The organism is Stenotrophomonas sp. YJH_SMC_14-1 (assembly GCF_059372275.1).
This window is the reverse complement of record NZ_JCAFVK010000004.1, coordinates 247446-271938: the sequence shown is the minus strand read 5'-3', so window position 1 is coordinate 271938 and position 24493 is coordinate 247446. Positions and strand designations below refer to the sequence as shown.

The window sequence follows — 24493 nt, the reverse complement described above, 5'->3', positions numbered from 1 at the left end:
TGTATAGTTATGGCCGTTTTCCGCTCCCCATCAGGTTTCCCCATGGCTTTGTCCCAGCCCCTGGCCGGTGCTCCGGCCCTGTCGCGTGCCCGTCGCTGGGCGCTGTTGTTTACCGTCGCCGCCGGCCTGCTGCTGGTCACGCTCGACAACTCCGTGCTCTACACCGCACTGCCTACGCTGACCGAGGAACTCTCGGCCAGTGCCGGCCAGGCGCTGTGGATCGTCAACGCCTATCCGCTGGTGATGGCCGGCCTGCTGCTGGGTGCGGGCACGCTGGGCGACCGCATCGGCCATCGCCGCATGTTCCTGATCGGCCTGGTGGTGTTCGGCGTCGCCTCGCTGGCCGCGGCGTTCGCCGACACCGCAGCTCAGCTGATTGCCGCACGAGCCCTCCTGGCAGTCGGTGCCGCAGCGATGATGCCGGCCACGTTGGCGCTGATCGGCCTGAGCTTCCACGAAGAGCGCGAACGCAACATCGCCATCGCGATCTGGGGTTCGGTGGCCATCGTCGGTGCGGCGCTCGGCCCGATCATTGGCGGTTGGTTGCTGCAGCACTTCTGGTGGGGCTCGGTGTTCCTGATCAACGTGCCGGTGGTGGTGGTCGCGTTCGTGGCCACGCTGCTGCTGGCGCCGGAAGGACAGCGTGACACCTCGCGGCCATGGGACCTTGTGTCCTCGGTGCTGGCATTGGCCGCACTGTCCGGCCTGGTGCTGGCGATCAAGTCGCTGATCGCTACGCCGCCGTCGTACGCGCTGGGCGCAGGCGCGCTGCTGTTGGCCGTCATCAGCGGTGCGGCGTTCGCGCGCCGCCAGCAACAGCTGCCGTACCCGCTGCTGGACTTTGCGATCTTCCGCAATCCTGCGTTCCTGGCCGGCACGCTGTCGGCGGTGTTCACCCTGTTCGCGATGGCCGGCCTGCAGCTGGTCACCACCCAGCGCTTCCAGCTGGTGGCAGGCTTCACGCCGCTGCAGGCGGGTCTGCTGGTCTCGGTGGCGGCAATGGGCAGCCTTCCGAGCGCGCTGCTGGGCGGCAGCATCCTGCACCGGGTGGGCCTGCGCCCGCTGATCTGTGGTGGCCTGGCCGCAGGTGCGCTGGGCGTCGGCATGGTGGCGTTCGGCTTCCCGCACGGCCTTGGCTGGGTGGTGGCTGGTATGGCCATCACCGGCTTCGGCATGGGCTCGGCCATCTCGGTGGCATCCACCGCCATCCTCAACAATGTGCCGGCACACCGCGCAGGCATGGCCTCGTCGGTCGAAGAGGTGTCCTACGAATTTGGTGGCCTGCTGGCGGTGGCGTTGCTGGGCAGCTTGAGCGCGGCGATGTACAGCGCGTTCCTGCCGGTCTCGGCCGATATGCCGGTGCTTGCCCGCGAGGGTTTCACCCAGGCGCTGCATGTCGCGCGCGAGAGCGGGCAGGGTGAGTGGTTCGCACTGGCTGCGGCCGCGTATGACCGTGGCTACCAGATCGTGCTGCTGGTGATCACGACGGTATTGGCAGTGGGCGCGGCGATCATCGCGCGCCTGCTGCGCGGCCGCGTCGGCGGCCGCGAGGGCGCGGCCGATCGCGTAAAATGAAACGATGAGAACCAGCAAGCGCGACCGCATCCTCGACGCCGCCGTCAACGTGATCAATCGTGATGGCGTGCGAGCGGTGACCTTCGAGTCGGTGGCGGCCGAGGCCAAGCTGACCCGCGGCGGCCTGCTGTACCACTTCCCGTCGCGCGAGGCACTGCTGCGCGGCATCGACGAGCACCTGGTGCAGGCCTGGGAAACGTCGATGGAAACGCTGCTGGGCAAGCGCGCGGATGAAGCGACGGCATTGGAGCGCTACCAGACCTTCGTGCGTGTCTCGGCGCAGAGTGCCACCCGTGCCGAACTGATGTTCATGCTGGAATCGGCGGACCCGGACGCCGATGAGCGTCCGTGGGGACCGGCGGTACGGCGCTGGGCACCATCCGCGCCGGAGGCTGGGAATGTCGATCCAACGACGCTCGACAATTTCGTGGCGCGCCTGGCCGCCGATGGCCTGTGGATCTACGAGGCAATGTACGAAGGCCAACTGGACGAAGGCGTGCGCGCCCGTGTTGCCGAGCGCATCGCCGGGTTGTTGGCGAAGTCGGATGGAACGTCCAGTTGAGCAGCCAGCCGGCGCGCAGACATCGCCCGTGGTAGAGCCGACCGCTGGTCGGCTGCCCTTCGGTCAGACAACGAAAACCCCGCGCTTCGCGCGACAGTCGACTGACAGTCGACTCTACCCTCGCGCGTCTGCCCAGCCTGGCCCCCAACCGCTTGCGGAACGCCTTCGACAGCGAGAATGACGGAATGTCCAGTTGAGCAGCCAGCCGGCGCGCAGACATCGCCCGTGGTAGAGCCGACCGCTGGTCGGCTGCCCTTCGGTCAGGCCACGGAAACGCCGCTTCGGTAGAGTCGACTGTCAGTCGACTGCCCTTCGGTCAGACAACGAAAATCCCGCGCTTCGCGCGCTAGTCGACTGACAGTCGACTCTACCCCTCGCGCGTCTGCCCAGCCTGCGCGGCGCCCGCGGCCAGCCACGCCCTCGGCGATGCTCCCAGCCGCTTGCGGAACGCCTTCGACAGCGAGGCGGTATCGGCAAACCCGACCTCGATCGCCACCTGCTTGACCGCCACGCCTGCCCGCAGCTGCGCGCAGGCCAAGCTCAGCCGCCAGTCCAGCAGATAAGCGGCCGGCGTCGCCTGCATCACCTCCTTGAACACGGCCGCGAACGCGCTGCGCGACATGCCGGCAGTCGCAGCCATGCGCGGCAGCGCCCATTCGTCCTGCGGCGCCTGGTGCATCGCCACCAGCGTACGGGCCAGCCGCGCATCGGACAGCCCGCGCATCAGCCCATGGCTGACGCCCGCCGCATCCGGGTGGTCGACCACCCAGCGCAGGATCTGGATCAGCGCCACCTCGAACAGGCGGTTGGTCAGCAGCCGGGAACCGCAGCGCTGGCGATCGGCCTCGGCGAACAGCAGGTGCAGGGTGTCATCCAGTTCGCCGATCGCCGCCAGCGGCACCACCATCACCGGTGGCAGCGACTGCACGATCGGATTGCGCGCGCCGCCATCGAAGTCCAGCGTGGCGCAGGTGAAATCCGGGCCATCCAGCGGTGCGTTGAAGAACACATGGTGCAGCGGCTGCGGATACAGCAGCAGGCTGGGTGTGTCGATCTTCAACCGGGGCAGCGCGATATCGCCCCCGGGATGACGGACCTCCATTTCACCCTGGCGCAGGATGTGCAGGAAGGCACGACCGGGCTGCGGCTCGAAGACGTGGCGCCCGCACAGCGGACCACTGTGGAACAGCGCGGCCTGCACCCGGAAGCGTTCCAGCAGAGAGGAGAGGCGGTCGGGTGTGGAAGCGTCGGCGGACACGCTCATGGATGAATGGACAACATGTGTGGTTTATTGCGCCTGATTCGTCCAGGGAGTCTACCTAGGATGAGCGGGTCGTCCAATCCCGGGCGCTTTCCCAAGGAGATCCACCATGTCCCGTGTCCCACTGATCGATGCCGCCAACACCACCGCCGACCGTCAGGCCCTGCTGGGCCAGGTCCACGCCGCCTTCGGCGCCACCCCGGCCATGTTCCGTGCCGTAGCCAACTCGCCGGCCGCCCTGCAGAGCATGTGGGGTGCGTTCGGCGCGCTGGGCGGCGGTCGACTGTCGCCGCTGCTGGGCGAGCAGATCGCCGTGGCCATCGCCAACCGCAATGCCTGCGAGTACTGCCTGGCCGCGCACACCGCGCTGGGCCGCAGGGCCGGCGCCAGCGGCGAGCAGATGGCCGCCGCGCAGATCGGCCAGTCCAGCGATCCGGCCACCTCGGCGGCACTGGACTTCGCGCTGAAGGTAGTCGAGCAACGAGCGCAGATTGCCGATGGCGATGTGCAGGCGTTGCGTGAGGCTGGCTTCGATGATGAGCAGATCGTTGAGATCCTCGCCCACGTCGCGCTCAACCTGTTCACCAACTATGTCAACGTAGCGTTCGACGTGCCGGTGGACTTCCCGAAGGTCGCGCTGCGCTGAGATCTGGCCTGGCCCGGGTGGCAGTGGTCGCCCGGGCCGGTCTGAATGGAGCCGACCGGGTAGAGTCGACTGTCAGTCGACTATCGCGCGCAGCGCGGGGTTTTCGGGGGGCTGAACGAAGAGCAGTCGACTGACAGTCGACTCTACCCAGTCGACGACTACCCAGTCGATGCTAAATGTCGTCTGCCTGCAGCCGCTCGGGATGGGTATACACATTGAACCCGCTCTCCCGTGCGAACCCGACCAGGCACAGGCCGGCGCTGCGGGCCAGGTCGATCGCCAGCGCGGTCGGCGCCGAAACCGCCGCCAGCACGCTGGCTCCCGCACGCGCTGCCTTGCTCACCATTTCGTAGCTGGCGCGGCTGGAAATCACCAGCAGGCCGCCTTCGATGGCGTGTTCGTTGTGGTGCAGGGCGCCGATCAGCTTGTCCAGTGCATTGTGGCGACCCACGTCCTCGCGTACCCAACCAATGCGCCCACTGGCGTCGGCCCAGGCCGCGGCGTGGATCGAACCGCTTGCCGCATTCATCGGCTGGTGCTGGGCCAATGTCGCCACCGCCCGCTGCAGGGCGGTGGCGGAATAGCTGCGGCGTTCGCGGATCTGCGGCAGCGGTCGCAGCACTTCCTCCAGCTGGCGCGTGCCGCACAGGCCGCAGCCACCACGGCCGGGCAGCAGGCGCCCATTGGCGGGGTCCAGGCCGGCACCAGGTGCCTCTTCGGCCACGGTCATCTGCAGTTCGATGCCTTCCAGCTGTGGGCGGATGTCGATCGACAGCAGCTGCGAGGGCGTAGCAATCAGTCCCTCGCTGAGCGAGAACCCAAGCGCAAAGTCCTCCAGGTCGCAGGGCGTGGCCATCATCACCGCGAAGGCGGCGCCGTTGTAACGCAGCGCCACCGGCACTTCCTCGGCCACCACGTCGACCAGGGGCTGTCGCCCCTCGCTGCGCCAGCGCTGCAACGGGCGCTGGGCCGTGCCGGCAGGCGGGGCGTGCGGTGGGGTCGAATCAGGCATGCAGCGCGTCCGGACAAGGGAGATACGCAGGTGGTGGACCACCCACGCCATCGAGAATAGCGCAGTGGCCATGCGCTGACGCAGGTGTAACCGTTGTCATGGCAGGCTGCGCTGAAAACAGCGCGCACCCACTGGCGAAGCCGTGCAGGCCGTGTTTGACTGTGGGGCTGGCTGTGCGTTCGAAAGCGTCGCCGGACCGCGTTGTGCCCATTGTTGCTGCGTTCCTCCCGTCAGGTTCCCGAACATGTCCGAGCAGAAGCCGCCGCGTTACAAGCCTTACAACCAGCCCGCCGGTGGTTGGGGTGCCGCCGGAGCCACCGCCAAGGTGCTGCTGCAGCAGAGTGTGATCGGCAAGGGGTCGAAGGCGTTGCTGGCGATGAACCAGCCCGGTGGCTTCAAGTGCCCCAGCTGCGCGTTCCCCGATGCCGACGAACGCAGGAAGCTTGAGTTCTGCGAGAACGGCGCGAAGGCACTGGCCTGGGAAGCCACCCAGTTCCGTGCCGGTCGTGAGCTGTTCGCCCGGCATACCGTTACCGAGCTGATGGCGCAGACCGACTACTGGCTGGAGATGCAGGGCCGGTTGACCGAGCCGATGCGCTACGACGCGGCCACCGATCACTACGTGCCGTGCAGCTGGGACGATGCCTTCGCACTGATCGGCCGCCATCTGCGGGCGCTGGACAGCCCGCACCAGGCCGAGTTCTATACCTCCGGACGCACGCCCAACGAAGCGGCGTTCCTGTATTCGATCTTCGTGCGCGAGTTCGGCACCAATAATTTTCCGGACTGCTCGAACATGTGCCACGAGCCGACCAGCCGCGGCCTGCCGCCGGCGATCGGGGTGGGCAAGGGCACCATCGTGCTGCAGGACTTCGAGCACGCCGAGGCGATCTTCGTGATCGGCCAGAACACCGGCACCAATTCACCGCGGATGATGAGCAACCTGGTCGAGGCGCGCAAACGTGGCATTCCGATCGTGGCAGTCAACCCGATGCCCGAGCGCGCGCTGATCCGCTTCGCCGAGCCGCAGGACATGGTGCAGATGGCCACGTTCGGTTCGACCGAGATCACCAGCGAGTTCGTGCACATCCGCATCGGCGGCGACCTGGCCCTGATCAAGGGCATGATGAAGGTGATGTTCGAGCGCGAGGCGCAGGGTGAGCGTGTGCTCGACCATGCATTCCTCGCCGAACACACGGTGGGCCTGGAGCCGCTGCGCGAAGACGTGATGGCGCAGGACTGGGACCAGATCGTGCAGGTGTCCGGCATTTCGCAGGCGCAGATCCGTCGCTGTGCGGAGATCTACATCCGCTCCAATGCCACCGTGATCTGCTACGGCATGGGGCTGACCCAGCACCAGTACGGCTCGCGCCTGCTGCAGCAGGTCGCCAACCTGCTGTTGCTGCGTGGCAACTTCGGCAAGCCCGGTGCTGGCATCGGGCCGATCCGGGGTCATTCCAATGTGCAGGGCGACCGCACCGTCGGCATCGACGAGAAGCCCAAGCCGGCCTATCTCGACCGCGTGCAGCAGGTGTTCGGTTTCGACCCGCCGCGCGAGCATGGCCACCATGTGGTCGAATCCATCGAGGCGATGCTGGAGGGCAGTGCCAAGGTGTTCATCGGCCTGGGTGGCAACTTCATCCATGCCGTGCCCGATACGCCGCGCGCGTACGAGGCAATGCGTGGCCTGGACCTGACCGTGGGCATCGCCACCAAGCTCAACCGTGGGCACCTGGTTCATGGCCGCGATGCGCTGATCCTGCCGGTGGTGGCGCGCTCGGAGCGCATCGTCACGCCGGCCGGCGAGCAGTTCGTCACCATCGAAGACGCGATGTCCAATGTGACCGCCTCGCGCGGCGTGCTCGAACCGGTCAGCGCCGATGTGTTGCCCGAGGTCGAGATTGTCTGCCGCATGGCGATGGCCGCGCTGCCGCACAGCAAGGTCGACTGGGCAGGCTGCATGCACGACTACGCACTCATCCGTGAGCTGATCGCTGCGGTGTACCCGGAGATCTACACCGGTTTCAACGAGCGCATCCAGCAGCCGCATGGTTTTCATCTGGACATCCCGCCGCGCCGCCGCGTCTGGCCCACGCCCAACGGCAAGGCCAACATCCTGGTGATGCCCGGCCTGGATGTGGACGATCCCGTGCACGACCCAGACATGCTGCGCTTGGCCACCGTGCGCTCGCATGACCAGTACAACACCACCATCTACAGCTACAACGACCGCTATCGCGGCGTGTACAACGATCGCATGGTGCTGTTCATGAACATCGAGGACCGGCTGGCGCGCGGGCTGGACAAGGAAGCGCGGGTCAGCCTGGAGACGATCAGCGCTGATGGCGTGCAGCGGCGCGTCGAGGGCCTGACCGTGCTGGACTACCCGATGCCGCGCGGCGCGCTGGCCGGCTACTACCCCGAACTGAACCCGCTGTTGCCGCTGGACTACTACGACCGCATCAGCGGCACGCCGGCGGCCAAGTCGATCCCGGTGCGGATGCGGGCGATGGCGGCGGTCGCCTAGGCGTGGATGAATCCAGTCCTATGGGCCTTCGGCATGTGGGTTGGGTTCATCCAGAGCAAAGGAACAACGGAAATAGTTGGCCGTATCCCGCCAAGCGCCAACGATCGGTTCCTGGATCTGCGCCAGCAGTTCACGGGCCTTGACGGGATCATTGGCCTGGCAGGCGAAGTACGCAAATGATTGCAGGTTCCATGGCGAGGGATAACGTGACAGCACGTCTTCGAAGCCGCGTTTCATGGTCGGCCAGTTCACTTTCGACTCGGTGAACAAACGGTCCTCGTACTCCCGCTGCGAGGCGACCCAGTAGATACGGGCGTACAGCATGTATTGGTCCTGCGGTGGGGCCGCAGCCATGACCCTGCGTGCATAGGCTTCCAGGCCAGCCGGATCGCCGCCCCACTTCGGAGCGAAATAGCGCACGGCAGCAAAGTAGAGCGGGAAGTAGCCCGGATAGCGCGCGATGCCTTCGTCATGCAATGCGAAGAAGCGGTCTGCATCCCAACTCTGTTCGATTGCCCGGTGTTCCATCGACTCGTACCAATACGGGTCCGTGCTGGCGATGTCCTTGTATTTCAGCAGGTACTCAACGGCCTGCTGCTGCAGCGCCTTGAACGGTGCCCAGTCCTCTTCCTTCACCGTATTTGCATAGCCGGGGCCGCGGATGCTCCAGCCTTGGCGGCTGAGCATCTCAGCCATGGCCAGGCGCGCCGACGGCGACCTGGGGTAGCGCGATATCCACGCCTGCACGAGCTTCTCGCGACCCTGCCAGTAGGCCGGGTCACGGTTGCTCATGCTGAAGGCATAGCCGATGCCTACGTAGTATGCCGAAAGCTTCCAGACACCACTGCTGAAGTAGCGATCCGTATCCCGGTAACGACTGGCGAGTTGCTCCAGTCTGGCGAAATCCTGCTTCTCCAGTAGCTGCTGTGCCTGCCGGGAGACTTCAGCGCGTTCGCTTGCTTCATCTTCGCTTGCTTCTTCGGCGTGGGTGATGGTTGCGCACGACAACAGCAGCACCACAAGCAGTGTTCGCATGAATCCATTCATGAGGGGAACTCCGTGTCGGGGACGGGGGGCAGGGGCGTGGCAAGGCAGGGTGGCACGATTGCCATCTCGCCATAGCAAGGGGCATCGCGCAAGTCGGCCGCGTGGTCGTCAAGCGGTCAGGGTCGTTGCCAACCCCACGTTCAGGGCGCCTGCATCGGCTATCATCGGCCGGTGAACCTGCCTGGCCTGCTGCTGCGATGGATGTTGCTTGTCGCCCTGGTGCTGAATGCACCGGCCCTGGCGCTCGCTGCGTCTTCGTACAGCGGCCCAGCCAATCAGGATCACTGCGCCGCACCGCACTCAGCCGCGATGGCTGCGGCCGGCTGCTGCGATGATGCGGCCCCGGCGGCCTGCCAGAGCGGTGAGTGCGAATGCCCGCCGGCCTGTCTTGGCATGCTGGCGACATTGAACGGAACACCGGCCTCGCCCTGGCGCGAGGCGCCTGTTCCGGCCAGTACCCAGCAACGCGCACCGCCGCCGAGACTCGACCCGTTGCGCCCCCCCATCGCGTGATTTCCTGCAGGCCTCACGCGCCTGCCGTAGCTGCTCGACTTCTTCTCGACTCTGCCCGCGCCTTCGATGCGCGGGCGGCGGGCTACGTTGCCCGCCTCTGCAAAGGAATCACTCAATGAACCGTACTCTCTCCCTCGGCCTGCTGCTGGGCACCGTGCTGGCCACGACCGCCTGCGCTCGTGCCGCCGAAGAATCCTCCGCGGCACCGGTCGCCAGCGAGGCACCGGCACCGGCCCAGGCCAGCCCGGCCAAGATCGATCCGGCCTTGCCGGTCGCCATCGTGCACAAGACCGCCAGCTGCGGTTGCTGCGGCATCTGGGTCGACCACCTCAAGGCCGCCGGCTTCCAGGTCGATGTGCGCGACACCGATGACATGAATCCAATCAAGGTCCGCTTGGGCGTGCCGGTCGGCAAGGCCTCCTGCCATACCGCCGAGATCGGCGGTTACGTGGTCGAGGGTCACATCCCGGCCGAGGACATCAAGCGCCTGCTGGCCGAACGCCCGTCCGCGCGCGGGCTGGTGCTGCCCGGCATGCCGGCCGGTTCGCCGGGCATGGAAATGCCGGACGGTTACGTGCAGCCGTACACCGTCGAGCTGGTGCGCACCGACGGCAGCACCGAGCCGTTTGCCCAGCACGGGCAAGGTGGCTGACAGCCCGTGGTGGTGCCGGTCGGTCTGACCGGCACCTTTCCTCGCGGCCGACTTGCTCTTTGCAGAGTCGAGCCGTGATCGACTGCTCTGCGGCTCCGTCGAGCAAGCTCGACGCTACAGAATCAGCGGGTCCCGGCCGTTTCCCTGGCCAACTGCGCGTCGAACTTCTTCTCGGCCGCATCCGCGTAGGCGTTGCAGGTCAGTGCCTCGGCGCTGGCCTTGCTGCCGGCGGCGTAGTTCCAGTTGCTGGCGCCCGGATGCGGGGTGAGCAGCAGATCGCAGGGCAGCGCCCGCACCGTTGCGAAGCTGCGCTTGTAGTCCTCGATCAGGCGCGGATAACGGGGATTGCCCTTCAGCTGGTAACCCGGTGCGCTGAGGCTGTCGGCGTAGGCGATGCGCACCGGCTTGCCATCGCGGGTGTCGGTCCAGGTCCAGGCGGTGCTGCCCGGGGTGTGCCCTGGCATGAAGTGCGCGGTGAACGCGATGCCGCCCACCGTGACCACTTCGCCATCCATGATGATGCGGTCGGCGCTGGCCGGCGGATAGGTGATGCCGTCGCCAAAGTGCAGGTCGTTGCTGCCGCCGCGCGCCAGCAGCACCGCCGTTTCTGCATTGGCCGCCACATGCGCGCCGGTGCGACGCTTGAGCTCGGCGACCGGGCCGGCGTGGTCGGCATGCGCATGGCTGAGCAGGATCAATCGCAGGTCCTGCGGGGCCACGCCGCGCAGCTTCATGTTGTCCAGCAGGTGACCGGCCATCTGTGGCATGCCGCCATCCAGCAGTACTGCGCCCTCGGCGGTCTGCACCAGCAGCGCGGTCAGGTCCTCGGTGCCGATCTGCCAGGTGTGGTCGGCAACCTGCAGCGGCGCTATCGGCTGCAGCCAGGACGCATCCACGGTATAGGCCCGCAGTTGTGGCAGCGGTGCCTCGGCGGCGCTGGCGTGGGCGGCCGGAAGAGCGACGGCCAGGGCGAAGGCGAGCAGGGTAAAACGCATGATCCACGTCCGCTTGAAGGAGGCCCAGAAACTAGCATGGGCCTCCTTCATCGCGTCTCGCATAGATTTCATGGCTCCCATAAGGACACCATGGATCAGTACCGGTACTGCCATCCCAGCGTCAGCACCCGGCCGCGGCCGGAGAAATAGCTCGGGTTCGACGGCGTGGTCTGCGAGTAGTAGCTGATGTACTGTTTGTCCGCCAGGTTCTGCACGCCCAGCGTGAAGGCATGCTTGTCCAGCGTATAGCGCGCGACCAGATCCACGGTGGTGTAACCCTTGAACTCGGCCACCTGCGCGCCACGCAGGTCGAAGTCGCGGTCGAAGGCGTGACTGGCCTGCAGGCGGGTGCTCAGCTGCGGCGTCCAGCTCTGTTCCCAGAACGCGGTCAGCCGGTTCGGTGCGATGTTGACGCCGGCCAGGTCGCTGTCGAGGCGACCGTCGATGTCGGCGTCGTAGCGGCCGTTGGCGCGTGCATAGCCCAGTCCGAGGTGGCTGTTGCCCAGCCGCAGGCGCAGGTTGCTTTCAAAGCCTTCCACGCGGGTGGCCTGGCGCTGCACCGCATAGGCATCGATACCCGGATCGTAGATCAGTACTGAACCCAGCTTGGATTCGGAGGTGTAGTAGGCAATGTCAGCGCTGAAGCGGCCATCGTCGTACTCCAGGCCGATCTCGCGGTTGTCCGACACCACCGGTGACAGGTCGATGAGGCTGTCCACGCGCTGGCCGTCGCGGTTGATCGCGCGCAGCACGCGGCCGACGTCGGCCACGGTGTAGCCCTCCGAATACGAGGCGTAGGCGTTGAGGCGATCGTTGATGTACCAGACCGCGCCGAAGTTGGGCAGGGTCTCGCTCATGGTCGGCTTGCCGCCGGCCACCTTGCGTGCGCCGTAGCGGGGCAGGGTGGTGTAGTCACCCACTTCCAGCTCGCCCTTTTCGTAACGCAGGCCGCCGGACAGCATCAGGTGATCGGTAGGCCACCAGTGCAGCTGCAGCAGCGGTGACAGGCTCTGGTAGGTGGTCTGCGGCACCCAGTTCATGCCACTGGCCAGCAGCACCTGGTGGGTGCGGTCGCGCAGACCGTCCAGGCCCAGGGTCACGTCCAGCGTGGTGTCGGCGATGCGGCTCCAGCTCTGGGTCAGCTTGAAGCCGCGCTTGTCCGATTCGTTCTGGGTCTGGTCCCAGGCGGCATTGGCGCCGGTGTTGCCCCACGGATCCCATTGGCTGGCACCGTAGCGGCCTTCGAAATCCACCGCGAAGGCCTGCGCCTGGAAATGGCCGCCGAGCAGGTCGGCGGCGCTGTAGTCCACCGTCAGCGAACGCGAGCGGTTCATCGGCGGATCGAGCGGCGTATCGCCGGGGATTGAAATGGTCGGGCGACCGCTCCGGTAGTCACCGTTGATGGCCAGGTAGTTGTCCAGCCCGCGCAGTTCGTAGCGGTTGGCCATGACCTGCAGGCGGTGGCCGTCGGCAATGTTCCAGCCCAGCTTGGCGAATACGTTCGATGAGGTCGAGTCCATCAGCTCGCCCTGCGCGTTGGTGCCGATCGATCGGCCCTCGCCGTCGTGATACAGGCCCTGCTTCTCATAGGCCAAGCCAGCGACCAGGTCGAACTGCTCGCCGCGCACGCCCACCAGGGCCGAGCCGCGCTGGCCATTGTCGTCGTGGCGGCTGGGCAGGGCAGCGCCGTAGCTGACGTTGGTGTCGAGCAGGAACGCGCCCGGCTCACTGGGCGCACCGCGGGTGATGATGTTGACGATGCCGCCGGTACCGCCGATGCCCTGCAGCGCGTTGGCGCCGTGGATGACCTCGATGCGTTCGATCATCGCCGGGTCGATGGTGTGCGAATCACGCGAGCCATCGCGCAGTGGCGTGGACTGCGGCACGCCGTCGACCATGTACAGGATGCCGCGGCCGCGCATGGTTTCGCCGTAGTTGGACATCTTCTCGCGCGCCGGGGCAAACGCCGGGATCTGCGACGACAGCACCCGCGACACATCCGAGCCCAATGCCAGCTGCTGGGCGATGTCCTCGCGGGTCAGCACCGTGATGGTATTGGGCATGGCGGTCTCGCCCTGCGGCATGCGCGCGGTCGAGGCCGAGACCGTGACGCGGGCCAGCGACGTCGTTGTGGCGGATGACGGCGCCGATGATGCGGCCCGGGCCGGGGTACGCGGCTTCGCCGGCGCTGGCGCGGCACTCACCACGAACACCCCTGGCGAACGTTCCTGCATCGCCAGGCCTTGGCCTGCCAGCAGCCGCTGCAGGGCCTCACGCGCGGTGTGGCGGCCATCAACAGCCGGGGCGCTGCGGCCGCTCACGCTGTCGGCGGCGAACAACAGCTGGATGCCACGCTGCCGCGCCAGCGCAGTGAGCGAGGCCTGCAACGGGCCGGCCGGCACGTGCAGCTCGACGGGCGCGGACGCAGCGGTCTGCGCCATGGCGGGCAGGGCCGCACACAGGCAGGCAGCGAGCAGGGTAGGGGCCAACCGGCGCAGGGCGGCAGGCGGAACAGGGCGGGTCATGCGGGGGTCCTTCGGAAGGGTTCAAGCACTTGCCGGATGGGACGGCGCGCAACCCACCCTCGGTGTGGCATTCAATCGCGGGCGCGCAGATGCAGGCTGCCATCGGAAGCGGTGTGCACCTGTACCGGCAGGATCTCGGGCAGCAGCGCGAGTACGGTTTCGGCGCGGTCGGCATCGAAGACGCCTGACACCTGCAGCGGCCCCAGTACCGGGTCGTCCAGCACGATGGGACGGTCGTGATATCGCTGAAGAATGCGCAGCACCTCGGCCAACGGCATGCGGTCGAACTGCAGCCGCCCACGGGTCCAGTCGGCTCGATCCGGGTCCACCGCTTCCGGCGGAGACAACGATCCTGGCTGGGCCAGCACACGCTGCCCCGGCTTCAGGCGCTGCTCGGCGCCCCCGCCGTCCACACGCACGCCCACCTCGCCGCGCCACAGGGTTATCTCGCTGAGGTTGCCCTGCCGGTCAACGTCGAACACCGTGCCGTAGTTGCGCACATGCACCGCCCCGGCCTCGACCTCGAACGGGCGCCAGGTCGAGTGCTGCACCTGGAAACGGGCCTGGCCCTGCACCAGCACCACCTGCCGCGAGCGAATGTGCCTGCGAACCTGCAGATGGGTACCGGCGTCGAGCAGCAGATGGCTGCCATCGGGCAGGCAGATGCCGCGGCGTTCGCCCACCGCGCTCCGATAGTCGTGCACCTGCCATGCCGGGTCGGCAATGAACACGCCCGTGGCCGTGATCAGCAGCAGCGGCAGGACGATCTTCGCCGCACGCCGACCGCGACGACGCTGCAGCGCATCCGCGCTGGGCATGGGGAAGCGTTCCTTCAGGGCATCGCGATGCTGGTCCAGCACCTGGTCGGTGGTTGCGGGTTGGACCGGCGGTTGCGGTGTGGACGGCGGCGGTTGTGGGCTCATCGCAGGCCAGCCGACTGTTGGCAATCGGCCATGGCCAGGCGCAGGTGGCGCTCCACCGCCTTCTGGCCGATACCCATGCGGCGGGCAACCTCAGCCTGTGGCAGTTCGTGGATCTTGTGCAGGATGAAGACCTGCTGGCGGCGGCAGGGCATGCGTTCGATGGTGGCGCCCAGTCGTTGCAGTGCCTGCTGTCCCTGCGCCTGCTGCTCAGGCCCGGGGCGCGGGCAGGCGTCATCGGGCAGCTCGGCACGCGCCTCCACCCAGTGCCGGCGCAGATCCTCGGCGCGGCAGCGATCCACCGCCGTATCGTGCGCGATCCGCCGCAGCAGCGCGATGGGGTGCCGTGCATCGTAGGCGGCCGGGCGTTCCAGCAGGCGCACGCAGACATCGTGCACCACCTCACGGGCCAACCCCGGCGAGCGGAAACGGCGGCGCAGGTACTCCACCAGTTCCTCGTAATGGCGCACCAGCGAGGACACCAGCGGCAACGCAGGACGGGGTAGGGAAGGCAGCTGGGACATCCGGACCGGAAGCAAGGGCAAGGGGCGTGCGCGGGGAGGACATCCCTGCGCGATGACGCAATACTAATGGGAACCGTTCGCGTTTGCCATGTGGGGCGCGGGTCGGGATTGTTCGTCGGAACTGGAAGGTGAAACCACGATCATCGTCTGTCGCGCAGAATCGGCCGCGGCTAGCCTGCCAGCAGGCTCAAGGAGATGGACCATGCACGTGCTTCTGGTGATGGTGGGTGGGGTGCTGTTGTTGGGGGTATTCCTGCTCTTCGGGCGGCTGTGGAGCGTAGGCCAGTCACAGCTGCCCACGGCCCTGCTCGCGTTCATTGCCACCTGGCTGCTGGTGACGCTGGCCAACATGTGGGTGGGCGTGAGCAAGGCCGGCTACGCCGTGCAGGAGGAACTGCCGATCCTGCTGCTGGTGTTCGTGGTGCCGGCCCTGCTGGCTGGACTGCTGTACTGGCGCTTGGCGCGCTGAAGGAAGGCCATGAGCACACGACTGAGACTGCCCGCCCTGCGCCAGCGCGATGGCCACCACGCCCGCGTGACCTACGAAGAGATGTTCTTTGATCTGGTCTACGTCTTTGCGGTTACCCAGCTCAGCCACCATCTGCTGCATCACCTGGACCTGGTCGGGATGATGCAGACGCTGGTGCTGTGGTTCGCGGTCTGGCTGGGCTGGCAGTACGCCTGCTGGGTCAGCAACTGGTTCGATCCCGAGGCGCCACGCATCCGCAGCCTGCTGTTCGTCACCATGTTGCTGGCGCTGTTGATGTCCTCGTCCATTCCCGAGGCCTTCGCTGAACGCGCCTGGGTCTTCGCGGGGGCGTACGCCACCATGCAGGTCGGGCGCACGGTGTTCGTGCTGCTGGAGGTCGGTCGCAGCCATCCGTTGGCGCCCAATTTCCGACGCATGCTGGCGTGGGTGAGCGTGTCGGCCTGCTTCTGGCTGGCAGGCGCCGCCGCCGAGGGCAATCTGCGCCTGGCGTTGTGGGCGGTGGCGGTGGCCTGCGAATACATCTCGCCGATGTTCGGTTTCGCGTTTCCGGGCCTGGGCCGGTCGCACACCCGCGAGTGGACCATCGAAGGCGGGCACCTGGCCGAGCGTTGCCAGTTGTTCGTCATCGTCGCACTCGGCGAGACGCTGCTGGCTACCGGTGGCGTGCTCAGCGAGGTCGAGCAGTGGAGTGCTGCGGTGGTGTCTGCGGTGCTCGCCACCTTCGCCGGCACCATCGCCATGTGGTGGCTGTATTTCGGCATCTCCAGCCGAGACGCCACCGCAGCGATCACCCATTCCGAGGACCCCGGGCGGATGGGCGCCAATTTCCACTACGTGCATGCGCTGCTGATCGCCGGCATCATTGCCACTGCGGTGGGCAACGACCTGGTGATGGATCACCCGGAAGCGGCGGTGACCCCGGTCTACGCCACGGTGCTGGTAGCGGGGCCGTTGATCTATCTGCTGGGCAGCGCCTTGTACAAGCGCATTGTGTACGGGCGCGCCCCGTATTCGCATCTGTTCGGTGCCGTGGCGCTGGTCGTGTTGGGCGTGGTCTTGCCGCACACCCATCTGCTGGCCGCCGGTTGGCTGACCAGTGCGGTGCTGCTGGCCGTGGGCTTGATGGATACGCGGTTGAAGCGTCGCCTGAAGCGGGCTTGATCCGTTGCGTCAGCAAAGCGCTCCAGCCGCGATCGAACGCAAGCGCTGAGCAGTCGATTGACACTCGACTTCAGCACCGCTGCACAAGAAATGCTGGCAGGCTAGGCCAGCGCGGCGGCCATCGCTGCAAGCTTGCCCACCGTGTTCATGTTGCGGGCAGTGCCTTGCTGGGCATAGGACATCCGCAGGCGCGAGTCGGCCATGCCAGCACCGTAATGAACGAAGATCTCGCGCGTGCCGAGTGCAAGCTGTTCATCACGCCGGCCGGTCACGCCGTCCAACGGATCGGCGGGGAGGCTGGCATCGAGGAACAATGCCACCACACGGTTACCGGCGGCCTGCGGAAACGGATTGCGCGCCACCACGTCGGCGATCTCGCTGGCCGATCGCACCAGCACGCCTACCGGCTTGCCGGCGTAGGCCTTCAACCGTCGGGCGAGGGCCTCCCGCACGGCGGCTTCATCAAGCCCGCTGCGGAACACCGCGTTGCCACTGGCGATGTAGGTGCGGGTGTCGGAAAAGCCGGCGTCCTTGCACATTGCCACCAGTTCGCGCATCGGCAGCTTGCCGGTGCCGCCGACGTTGACCGCGCGCAGCAATGCGACGTACGCGTTCATGGCGTCCCCGCCTGCAGGCGGTCGTACATGCGTACCAGGTCAACCAGGGTGCGTGCGCCCATCTTGCGCATCACCTGCGCACGGCGCACCTTCACCGTGATCTCGCTGACGCCGAGGTCACCGGCGATCTGCTTGTTGAGCCGGCCGCGCACCACGCCATCGACCACCTCGCGCTCGCCGGCGTTGAGGGTGTCCCAGCGCAGTTGCAGTGCGCCGAGTGCCTCGCCGTCGCGGCGGCGCTGGCGGTCGATCTCGATGCCCTTGTGGATGGCATCGAGCAGCTCCTGGTCACGGAAGGGCTTGGTCAGGAATTCGATGGCGCCATCCTTGATTGCGTTGACGCCCATCGCGATGTCGCCGTGGCCGGTGATGAACACCACCGGCAGCTGCAGGCCGTGGCTGCCCATCGTGCGATGGAATTCGAGGCCGCTCTGGCCGGGCATGCGCACGTCCAGCACCAGGCACGCTGGCGCGTCTTCCAGGTCGTGTTCGAGGAAGGCCTGGGTGGAGGCGAAGGTCCGCACCTGCAGGCCCATCGAGGCCAGCAGGTCTTCCAGTGCGGCGCGCACCGACGGATCGTCGTCGACCACGTAGACGATGGGCGCTGGGTCGATGGCTGGGGAAGCGGGCTTACGCATGTTGAACGTCCGAGGCGATGGGCAGGTCGAACACGAAGCAGGCACCGCCGCCTGCCGGCCGTTCGGCGCGGATCTGGCCGTCATTGGCTTCGATCATCGAACGGCTCAGGCTGAGGCCCAGCCCGAGCCCATGTGATTTGGTGGTCCAGAATGCATCGAATACTCGCTCGGGATGATCGGCGGGCAGGCCGACACCACGGTCGCGCACGCTGAGACTGACCCGCTGACCGTCACGCCGGGTCAGCAGCGACAGTCGCCGGTCCGCAGCAGGGACTGGCTCCATCGCGTCCACCGCATTGAGGATCAGGTTGCCGATCACCTGCTGTACCTGCACGCGGTCGGCGTGTACCGGCGGCAGGTCGGCGTCCAGCAGCAGCGCCACCGCCACGCCGTGCTGGTCCAGCTCGCTGCGCGACAGCGCCAGCATTTCCTCCACCGCCTGGTTCAGGTCGAAGGCGCGTCGTTCCGGTGCCGCGCCCTGGGTCAGGCCGCGGATGCGGGCGATCACGTCACCGGCGCGGTGCGCGTCGGCCAGGATGCGGGCCACGGTCTGCCGGGCCTTGTCCACGTTCGGAGGGTCCTGCGCCAGCCAGCGCTGGCAGGCTTCGGCGCTGCTGGCGATGGCGGCCAGTGGCTGGTTGACTTCATGGGCGATGGAGGTGGTGAGCTCGCCCACGGTGGAGGCGCGTGCCACCCGCAGCAGGCGGCCGTGCGCTTCCTGCACGGCGGCCTTGGCCGCTTCCATGTTCAGGGCGAGATAGGTGGTGATGCCGATCACCAGCATGCCGATGACCGAATTGACCAGGCCGATGCGGTAGGTGCCGAAGCGGGTGAGGAAGAAACTCAGCCCGGTGAGTGCGATACAGGCGACGGCCAGGGAGATCAGCCCGCGCGCGCTCAGTACGCGCGCTGCGGCGAGGATGACCGCCGCATAGAAGCAGGCGGCGGCGACCGCGTAATCGGTGACGGTATCGATCAGGAAGATCGCCGCCATCACGATGATCAGGGCCAGCAGCACCAGCGGGCGGCGGGGCGACAGCGATGGCATCGGGACAGTTCCCTGGCGTGGGCGGAAAGGATAGCAAAGCCGGCTTTGGTGGACGCCGACCTTGGTCGGCGTGCTCTCGTGCGGTGGGTGCCGACCGTTGGTCGGCACAAACCAGAGCGATGCCTGGTAGTGCCGGCCGCTGGCCGGCAACTGCACGGTGCTTCGGAGATCACGAGGTTGCCGGCCAGCGGCCGGCACTACTCCTCCAGGCTGGCGTTCCAGAAGCCCTGCAGCACACCGGGCGTGGTCGCCAGGGTGGCCAGCACGGCATCGAGCTCACCGGCATCCACCGTGGTGGCATACAGCACCGCTTCGATCTCCACATCGCGCTCACCGAACGGGCGCTGGTCCACCGCGCGCACCGGATACTGTGCCTGCTCAAGCAGCAGCAACAGCTGGTCCAGCACCTCGGCCTGCTGCTCGCGCTGGCAGACCACGTTGATCGCATAGGTCGCCTCGCTGAACGCTTCCGGCAGCGGCTGCCGCTGGATGCGGTTCACCAGCGGCCGCAGCAGGGTATTGGCGGCCAGCACGAACACCGCCGCGAGTACTGCTTCGGGCAGCAGCTTGATACCGGCACAGGCGCCCACCGCCGCCGATCCCCACAGGGTGGCGGCGGTGTTCAGGCCGGACACCTGCGCGCCGTCCTTCATGATCGCGCCGGCACCGAGGAAGCCGACGCCGGAGATCACATACGCAACCACATGCAGTGGTGAGGGTGGTCCGCCGTACAGATCATGGAAGCGCACGGCCAGATCGACGAACACCGCCGCTCCCACCGCCACCAGGGTGTTGGTGCGCAGGCCCGCGGTGCGTTGGCGCAGCTGCCGTTCCAGGCCGATGGCCGTGCCCAGCACGAACGCCACCGACAGGCTGATCAGCGAACTCAGGGTTGCGCCGGCGTTGAACGCCGGCAGGTTCGGATTGATGTCCATTGTAATTCTCCCTGGACAAGGCGGCGGGCGCTTACTGCCAGCCGTAACGAAGGATGTAGAACCGCTTCAGCGCAGTGGTCAGCACCGCATAGCCGAACAGGATCGCCACCAGGAACGGCCAGTAGCCGGCCGGCAGCGCCTGCAGCTTGAAATAGCCGGCCAGCGGGCTCATCGGCAGAGCCACGCCAATGGCCATGATCAGGCCGGTCATCAGCAGAAGCGGCGGCGCGGCGATGCTCTGCAGGAACGGCACCTTCGGCGTGCGGATCATGTGCACGATCAGGGTCTGGGTGAGCAGGCCGACCACGAACCAGCCGGACTGGAACAGGCCCTGGTCGGCCGGCGTGCGTGCATCGAACACGTACCACATCAGCGCGAAGCAACTCAGGTCGAAGATCGAGCTGATCGGCCCGAAAAACACCATGAAGCGGCCGATGTCCGCCGGATTCCATTTCAGTGGCTTGCGCACCAGCTCCTCGTCCACGTTGTCGAACGGAATGGCGATCTGCGAGATGTCGTACAGCAGGTTCTGCACCAGCAGCTGCAGCGGCAGCATCGGCAGGAACGGCAGGAAGGCCGAGGCCACCAGCACCGAGAACACGTTGCCGAAGTTGGAACTGGCGGTCATGCGGATGTACTTCAGCATGTTGTTGAACGTGCGCCGGCCCTGGATGACACCTTCCTCCAGCACCATCAGGTTCTTTTCCAGCAGGATGATGTCGGCCGCCTCCTTGGCGATGTCCACCGCGCTGTCCACGCTGATACCGATGTCGGCTGCGCGCAGCGCCGGTGCATCGTTGATGCCGTCACCGAGGAAGCCGACCACCTTGCCCTGCGCGCGCAGCTCGCGTACCAGGCGCTCCTTGTGCAGCGGCGTCAGCCGGGCGAATACGCGGTGGTGGTGCAGCGCCCGCGACAGCGCGCCGTCATCCATGCGCTCGATCTGCGGGCCGGTCAGGATGGAGTCGGCGTCCAGCCCCACCTGTGCGCAGACACGGGCGGTCACCAGTTCGTTGTCGCCGGTGAAGACCTTGACCTCCACGCCATGCGCGGCCAGCGCCTGCAGCGCCTGCGCTGCCGATTCCTTCGGCGGGTCCAGGAAGGCCACGTAGCCGACCAGGGTCAGGTCGCACTCGTCGGCCTGCGAATAGGTGGTCTGGCTGGCGGCGGTCTCCTTCATCGCCACCGCCACCACGCGCAGGCCCTGTTCGTTCAGTTCCTCGGTGGTCTGCCGCACGCGGGCCAGGCGGTGCTCGTCCAGTGGCATGTCCCGGCCGTTCTCGCGCACGGTGCTGCACACCGCCAGCATTTCTTCCACCGCGCCCTTGCAGATCAGCTCGTGGTGGTCCTCGCGCTCTGACACCACCACCGACATGCGGCGGCGCTCGAAGTCGAACGGAATCTCGTCCACCTTGTGGTAGTCCTGCGACAGCCGCAGCGAGCTCTGCAGCTCCACGTGTTCCAGCACCGCGCGGTCCAGGAGGTTGATCAGCCCGGTCTGGAAGTGGCTGTTGAGATAGGCGAACTTCAGTACGTCTTCCGAATCGTGGCCGAACACATCGGTGTGGCGCTCCAGCGCGATCCTGTCCTGGGTGAGGGTGCCGGTCTTGTCGGTGCACAGCACTTCCATCGCGCCGAAGTTCTGGATCGCGTCCAGGCGCTTGACGATCACCTTGCGCCGCGACAGCAGCACCGCGCCCTTGGCCAGGGTGGAGGTGACGATCATCGGCAGCATCTCCGGGGTGAGGCCCACCGCCACCGACAGCGCGAACAGGAACGCCTCGGTCCAGTCGCCCTTGGTCCAGCCGTTGATCAGCAGCACGAACGGCACCATCACCAGCGCAAAGCGGATCAGCAGCCAGCTGACACTGTTGACCCCCGCCTGGAAGGCGGTCGGTGCGCGGTCGGTGGCGGTGCTGCGCTGGGCCAACGTTCCGAAGTAGGTGCGGTTGCCGGTGGCCAGCACGATGGCCGTGGCCGTGCCGGACACCACATTGGTACCCATGAACAGCAGGTTGTGCTGTTCCAGCAGGCCGGCCAGTCCGTCGCCCGGGTGCGCGAACTTCTCCACCGGCAGCGACTCACCGGTCATTGCCGCCTGCGCCACGAACAGGTCCTTGGCGGTCAGCACGCGGCAATCGGCCGGAATCATGTCGCCGGCCGACAGCACGATATGGTCGCCGGGCACCAGCTCGCGGATCGGCAGGTCCAGCAGGCGCGCCGGGCGACGACTGTGCAGGTGGGCGCCGAAGTACTGGTCGGCCACATCGGCGGCTTCGGTACCCGGATTGCGGCGCAGTACGCGCGCGGTGTTGCCCACCAATGCCTTCAACCGTTCGGCAGCGCGGTTGGAGCGGCCCTCCTGCACGAAGCGGATCAGCGTGGACAGCAGCACCATCGCACCGATCACCACGGTGGCCTTGATGTCCTCGGTCAGCCAGGACACTGCCGCCAGTACCGTCAGCAGCAGGTTGAACGGATTGCGGTAGCACTGCCACAGGTGCCGCCACCACGGCAGCGGCTTTTCGTGATCCACCTCGTTGGGGCCAAGCGTGGCCTGCCGTTCCTCGGCCTCATGCGGGCTGAGACCATCGGCATGCGATTCCAGGGTGGCGAGCAGCTCGGTTTCGCCCTGCTGGGCGAGGGTGACCAGGCCGGTGGTGAGTGCGAACGGCGCCGCTTCGGCACTGCCTGGGCCGAAGCCGGCCTCGGGCATCGCGCGCCGGCGGAACAGGTTGCCTGCGCGACGGCTGCGCAGGAAGGCGTTGAACCAGGCGTTGAGCAGGCTCATGGGACTCTCCTCGAATGTCAGAGCCGGCCGGGGCCGGAACACGAACGGAATGGACGAAGCAGTTCAGGCGTGGCGCATCGCCAGCACCGCCGGTGACCACGGCTGCATGTGCAGGCGCTGGCTGCCGCCGATGCACAGTGGCTTCATCGCATCGCGCAGGGGATAGGGCAGGTGGCGCAGCACGTTGATGCGCTCGCTGATCGGCAGCAGCGACAGCGCGTCGGCCACCACGCGTGGTGAACCGAGCGACAGCGAACGGGCAAACATGACCGGGCTGTGTTGCAGCAGCTGGCTGCGCAGGGCGGCGACATCGCGCTCGCCGATCAGGCGGCGCAGGGTGATGTAGAGGATCTTGTAGGACACGGGGGCGATCTCCAGGCAGGCGGCGCCTGGCGATCCCCGTCACTCAGGCAGGCAGGGACCGGCGGGCAGGCGCCAGGAACAGGCAGCAAGCGGGTATCCGGGGCACGGTGCGCCCGGCAGGGTCGGGGTCCATCTGCGTCTCCATGAGGGGAAGAGTCCAGCCAGGGTTGCCCTGGCCAGTGGCGCTATTGTCCGCCCCTAAATGGGGCAGTCCTAGAGGCCCGTGGGTTAGCCCGGCTATACCATGGTATAGCCGTACACAGGTTGGCGCAGCCGAGGGTTGATCACTGCGTCAGTGCGAGGTGCTGGTCTGCTTGCACACGTCGTACTCGCCGCGGCTCAGCTTCTGGTCGCGGTCGGTATCGCAGGCGTGCAGGCGCCCGGCCCAGTCCGGCGCCACCGCATCCACCTCGGCCAGGGTGACGACGCCGTCTTTGTCCTTGTCCAGTGCCGCATAGGCCGGGATGGGCTTTACCTCGGTCACTTCATCGGTGGCAGTGGCCTTGCCGGCCTCCTGGCTTCTGGAGCACGCGCCCAGCAGCAGGCCGGCGGTCATGATGAGGGCGGCGGGAAGGTAGCGGAAACCTGTCATGGCTTGCTCCTGTGATGGAAATCGCCACGCTGGCGACCCTGACGCAATCATCAGCAGCGATCCGTAAGCGACGCGCGAAAAATGCAGGCCGGCATGCAGGCAAGTGCCTTGCGGTTCATCGCCATCGTGTCGGTCCGGTGTGCCCGGATGTGCAGACTCGGAATTGTTTCAAGCAGCTGGCGTATGTCGACTTTTGCAACTTGTTGCATATCGAACTTGTGATCCAGTCGTGAAAATTTGAGCTCGCCTCCTGCTGCGCGCTCACCATGCCTCGTCTTCTCTCACTGCTTCTTCTGGTCCTCCTTTCCGGCACCGCACGTGCATCGACACCCCAGATCAACGTCGGCGTGCTGTTCGATTACCTGCAACCTGCGCACAGCAACCTGCTCAAGCGCATCCGCAACACCGGTGATGCCACGGCCTATGTGCGCGTGGAGGTCACCGAGATGCACTTCGATGCGCAGGGAAAGGCCAGCGAGGCACCGGTGGATACCACAGCATTGGTCCGCAATGCACCGGACGCACAGGGTGTCATCGCCAGTCCCAGCCGCCTGATCATCGCCGGCAGCGGGCAGCAGGCCACACGCCTGGTGTATCGCGGTGCGCGTGACCGGGAACGCTACTACCGCTTGCGCTTCATTCCGGTGGCCCCGACGGCCGAGGAATTCTCGCTCAGCGAGGAACAGGCCCGTGAGGCGTCGGAGCTGACCTCGGCCATCCGCGTGTTCACTGGTTTCGGCACGATTTTCTTCGTCGCACCGGACAACCCGCATTACGACACGCTCATCGAGCCGCGACAGGTGCGCAATCGTGGCAATGCCACCGTGGTGCTGGACAACCTGCGCCAGTGCGAGCGCGACCGCCCAGACACCTGCACACCTGGAATCATCGCCCATGTGCGTCCCGGCAACAGCTATGCGCTGCAGGCCGCCGAACACCAGTTCCTGCGCTTCGAGCTTCTCGAAGGCGAGAGCCAGCGCAGCATCGACTCACGCCGCTGAACGCACTTCCACCGATGGATCTGTTCCGAACGGGCCTGCCAGGCGCCCGCTGGGACTGCATTGCCCTTGCCTGGCACCTTGATATCCACTCTTGAACC

At 66.7% G+C, this 24493-nt stretch carries 22 protein-coding genes; 8 read left to right on the top strand and 14 right to left on the bottom strand.

The features are described from left to right. Nucleotides 1-42 precede the first annotated feature (42 nt). Nucleotides 43-1575, top strand: a complete 1533-nt coding sequence (locus tag AC5P9P_RS12905) for an MFS transporter (protein WP_111187960.1) — start codon at nucleotides 43-45, stop codon at nucleotides 1573-1575. Nucleotides 1576-1579: 4 nt separating this feature from the next. Then, the gene (locus AC5P9P_RS12900; RefSeq protein ID WP_005409827.1) at nucleotides 1580-2137 is read left to right on the top strand and encodes a TetR/AcrR family transcriptional regulator; all 558 of its coding nucleotides are present in this window, start codon (nucleotides 1580-1582) and stop codon (nucleotides 2135-2137) included. A gap of 367 nt (nucleotides 2138-2504) precedes the next feature. Here the strand turns inward: AC5P9P_RS12900 and AC5P9P_RS12895 are convergent, their stop codons facing one another. Continuing rightward, nucleotides 2505-3401 carry an AraC family transcriptional regulator gene (locus AC5P9P_RS12895; protein WP_033835022.1) on the bottom strand — a complete coding sequence of 299 codons (897 nt, stop codon included), beginning with the start codon at nucleotides 3399-3401 and terminating at the stop codon, nucleotides 2505-2507. A gap of 106 nt (nucleotides 3402-3507) precedes the next feature. Here AC5P9P_RS12895 and AC5P9P_RS12890 point away from each other — a divergent pair, with 106 nt between their 5' ends. Beyond that, a complete protein-coding gene (locus AC5P9P_RS12890) occupies nucleotides 3508-4044 on the top strand; it encodes a carboxymuconolactone decarboxylase family protein (RefSeq protein WP_033835021.1) in 537 nt (178 codons plus the stop codon). Nucleotides 4045-4216: 172 nt separating this feature from the next. Here AC5P9P_RS12890 and fdhD read toward each other — a convergent pair whose 3' ends face one another. Next, nucleotides 4217-5056, bottom strand: coding sequence for a formate dehydrogenase accessory sulfurtransferase FdhD (gene fdhD, locus AC5P9P_RS12885; protein ID WP_049403346.1), 840 nt, complete (start codon nucleotides 5054-5056; stop codon nucleotides 4217-4219). A gap of 244 nt (nucleotides 5057-5300) precedes the next feature. Between fdhD and AC5P9P_RS12880 the strand changes: the two genes are divergently transcribed. Further along, the gene (locus AC5P9P_RS12880) at nucleotides 5301-7583 is read left to right on the top strand and encodes an FdhF/YdeP family oxidoreductase (protein ID WP_049403345.1); all 2283 of its coding nucleotides are present in this window, start codon (nucleotides 5301-5303) and stop codon (nucleotides 7581-7583) included. 18 nt (nucleotides 7584-7601) lie between these two features. Here the strand turns inward: AC5P9P_RS12880 and AC5P9P_RS12875 are convergent, their stop codons facing one another. Further along, on the bottom strand, nucleotides 7602-8603 hold the full coding sequence (locus AC5P9P_RS12875; RefSeq protein ID WP_239524968.1) for a DUF4034 domain-containing protein: 1002 nt from the start codon (nucleotides 8601-8603) through the stop codon (nucleotides 7602-7604). Nucleotides 8604-9258: 655 nt separating this feature from the next. Between AC5P9P_RS12875 and AC5P9P_RS12870 the strand changes: the two genes are divergently transcribed. After that, a complete protein-coding gene (locus AC5P9P_RS12870) occupies nucleotides 9259-9795 on the top strand; it encodes a DUF411 domain-containing protein (RefSeq protein ID WP_080356450.1) in 537 nt (178 codons plus the stop codon). Nucleotides 9796-9917: 122 nt separating this feature from the next. Here AC5P9P_RS12870 and blaL1 read toward each other — a convergent pair whose 3' ends face one another. The 4 genes from blaL1 to AC5P9P_RS12850 form a co-directional block, all read right to left on the bottom strand. Next, nucleotides 9918-10790 (bottom strand): L1 family subclass B3 metallo-beta-lactamase, encoded by an 873-nt coding sequence (gene blaL1 / locus AC5P9P_RS12865; protein ID WP_049454169.1) that lies wholly within the window; start codon nucleotides 10788-10790, stop codon nucleotides 9918-9920. Between the two features lie 95 nt (nucleotides 10791-10885). Next, a complete protein-coding gene (locus AC5P9P_RS12860) occupies nucleotides 10886-13315 on the bottom strand; it encodes a TonB-dependent receptor (protein WP_495232836.1) in 2430 nt (809 codons plus the stop codon). 71 nt (nucleotides 13316-13386) lie between these two features. After that, a complete protein-coding gene (locus tag AC5P9P_RS12855; protein WP_049454161.1) occupies nucleotides 13387-14238 on the bottom strand; it encodes a FecR family protein in 852 nt (283 codons plus the stop codon). Beyond that, nucleotides 14235-14759 carry an RNA polymerase sigma factor gene (locus AC5P9P_RS12850; protein ID WP_049403342.1) on the bottom strand — a complete coding sequence of 175 codons (525 nt, stop codon included), beginning with the start codon at nucleotides 14757-14759 and terminating at the stop codon, nucleotides 14235-14237. The genes AC5P9P_RS12855 and AC5P9P_RS12850 overlap by 4 nt, the downstream gene beginning before the upstream one ends. Before the next feature lie 202 nt (nucleotides 14760-14961). On the opposite strand from AC5P9P_RS12850, the gene AC5P9P_RS12845 reads away from it, so the two are divergent. After that, nucleotides 14962-15228 carry a hypothetical protein gene (locus AC5P9P_RS12845; protein WP_033835014.1) on the top strand — a complete coding sequence of 89 codons (267 nt, stop codon included), beginning with the start codon at nucleotides 14962-14964 and terminating at the stop codon, nucleotides 15226-15228. 9 nt (nucleotides 15229-15237) lie between these two features. Next, nucleotides 15238-16410 (top strand): low temperature requirement protein A, encoded by a 1173-nt coding sequence (locus AC5P9P_RS12840; RefSeq protein WP_495232835.1) that lies wholly within the window; start codon nucleotides 15238-15240, stop codon nucleotides 16408-16410. Nucleotides 16411-16511: 101 nt separating this feature from the next. Here AC5P9P_RS12840 and AC5P9P_RS12835 read toward each other — a convergent pair whose 3' ends face one another. The 7 genes from AC5P9P_RS12835 to AC5P9P_RS12805 all read right to left on the bottom strand — a co-directional run bounded on the left by AC5P9P_RS12835 (nucleotide 16512) and on the right by AC5P9P_RS12805 (nucleotide 23394). Then, nucleotides 16512-17027, bottom strand: coding sequence for a DUF1697 domain-containing protein (locus AC5P9P_RS12835; RefSeq protein ID WP_049454158.1), 516 nt, complete (start codon nucleotides 17025-17027; stop codon nucleotides 16512-16514). After that, nucleotides 17024-17665, bottom strand: coding sequence for a response regulator transcription factor (locus AC5P9P_RS12830; protein ID WP_495232834.1), 642 nt, complete (start codon nucleotides 17663-17665; stop codon nucleotides 17024-17026). The genes AC5P9P_RS12835 and AC5P9P_RS12830 overlap by 4 nt, the downstream gene beginning before the upstream one ends. After that, nucleotides 17658-18713: a sensor histidine kinase gene (locus AC5P9P_RS12825; protein ID WP_231522271.1), complete on the bottom strand. Its 1056-nt coding sequence runs from the start codon at nucleotides 18711-18713 to the stop codon at nucleotides 17658-17660. Before AC5P9P_RS12825 ends, AC5P9P_RS12830 begins: the two co-directional genes overlap by 8 nt. 197 nt (nucleotides 18714-18910) lie before the next feature. Beyond that, entirely contained in the window at nucleotides 18911-19648 is a 738-nt protein-coding gene (locus tag AC5P9P_RS12820) for an MgtC/SapB family protein (RefSeq protein ID WP_033835009.1), read from the bottom strand. 31 nt (nucleotides 19649-19679) lie between these two features. Beyond that, complete coding sequence (gene mgtA, locus AC5P9P_RS12815; protein WP_495232833.1) at nucleotides 19680-22439, bottom strand: magnesium-translocating P-type ATPase; 2760 nt, start codon at nucleotides 22437-22439, stop codon at nucleotides 19680-19682. Nucleotides 22440-22502: 63 nt separating this feature from the next. After that, nucleotides 22503-22802, bottom strand: a complete 300-nt coding sequence (locus AC5P9P_RS12810) for a hypothetical protein (RefSeq protein WP_033834298.1) — start codon at nucleotides 22800-22802, stop codon at nucleotides 22503-22505. A 292-nt stretch (nucleotides 22803-23094) separates the two neighbouring features. After that, nucleotides 23095-23394, bottom strand: coding sequence for an EF-hand domain-containing protein (locus tag AC5P9P_RS12805; protein ID WP_049433538.1), 300 nt, complete (start codon nucleotides 23392-23394; stop codon nucleotides 23095-23097). 266 nt (nucleotides 23395-23660) lie between these two features. On the opposite strand from AC5P9P_RS12805, the gene AC5P9P_RS12800 reads away from it, so the two are divergent. Beyond that, nucleotides 23661-24395: a CS1 fimbrial subunit B flags: Precursor gene (locus tag AC5P9P_RS12800; RefSeq protein WP_495232832.1), complete on the top strand. Its 735-nt coding sequence runs from the start codon at nucleotides 23661-23663 to the stop codon at nucleotides 24393-24395. Nucleotides 24396-24493: the final 98 nt, after the last annotated feature.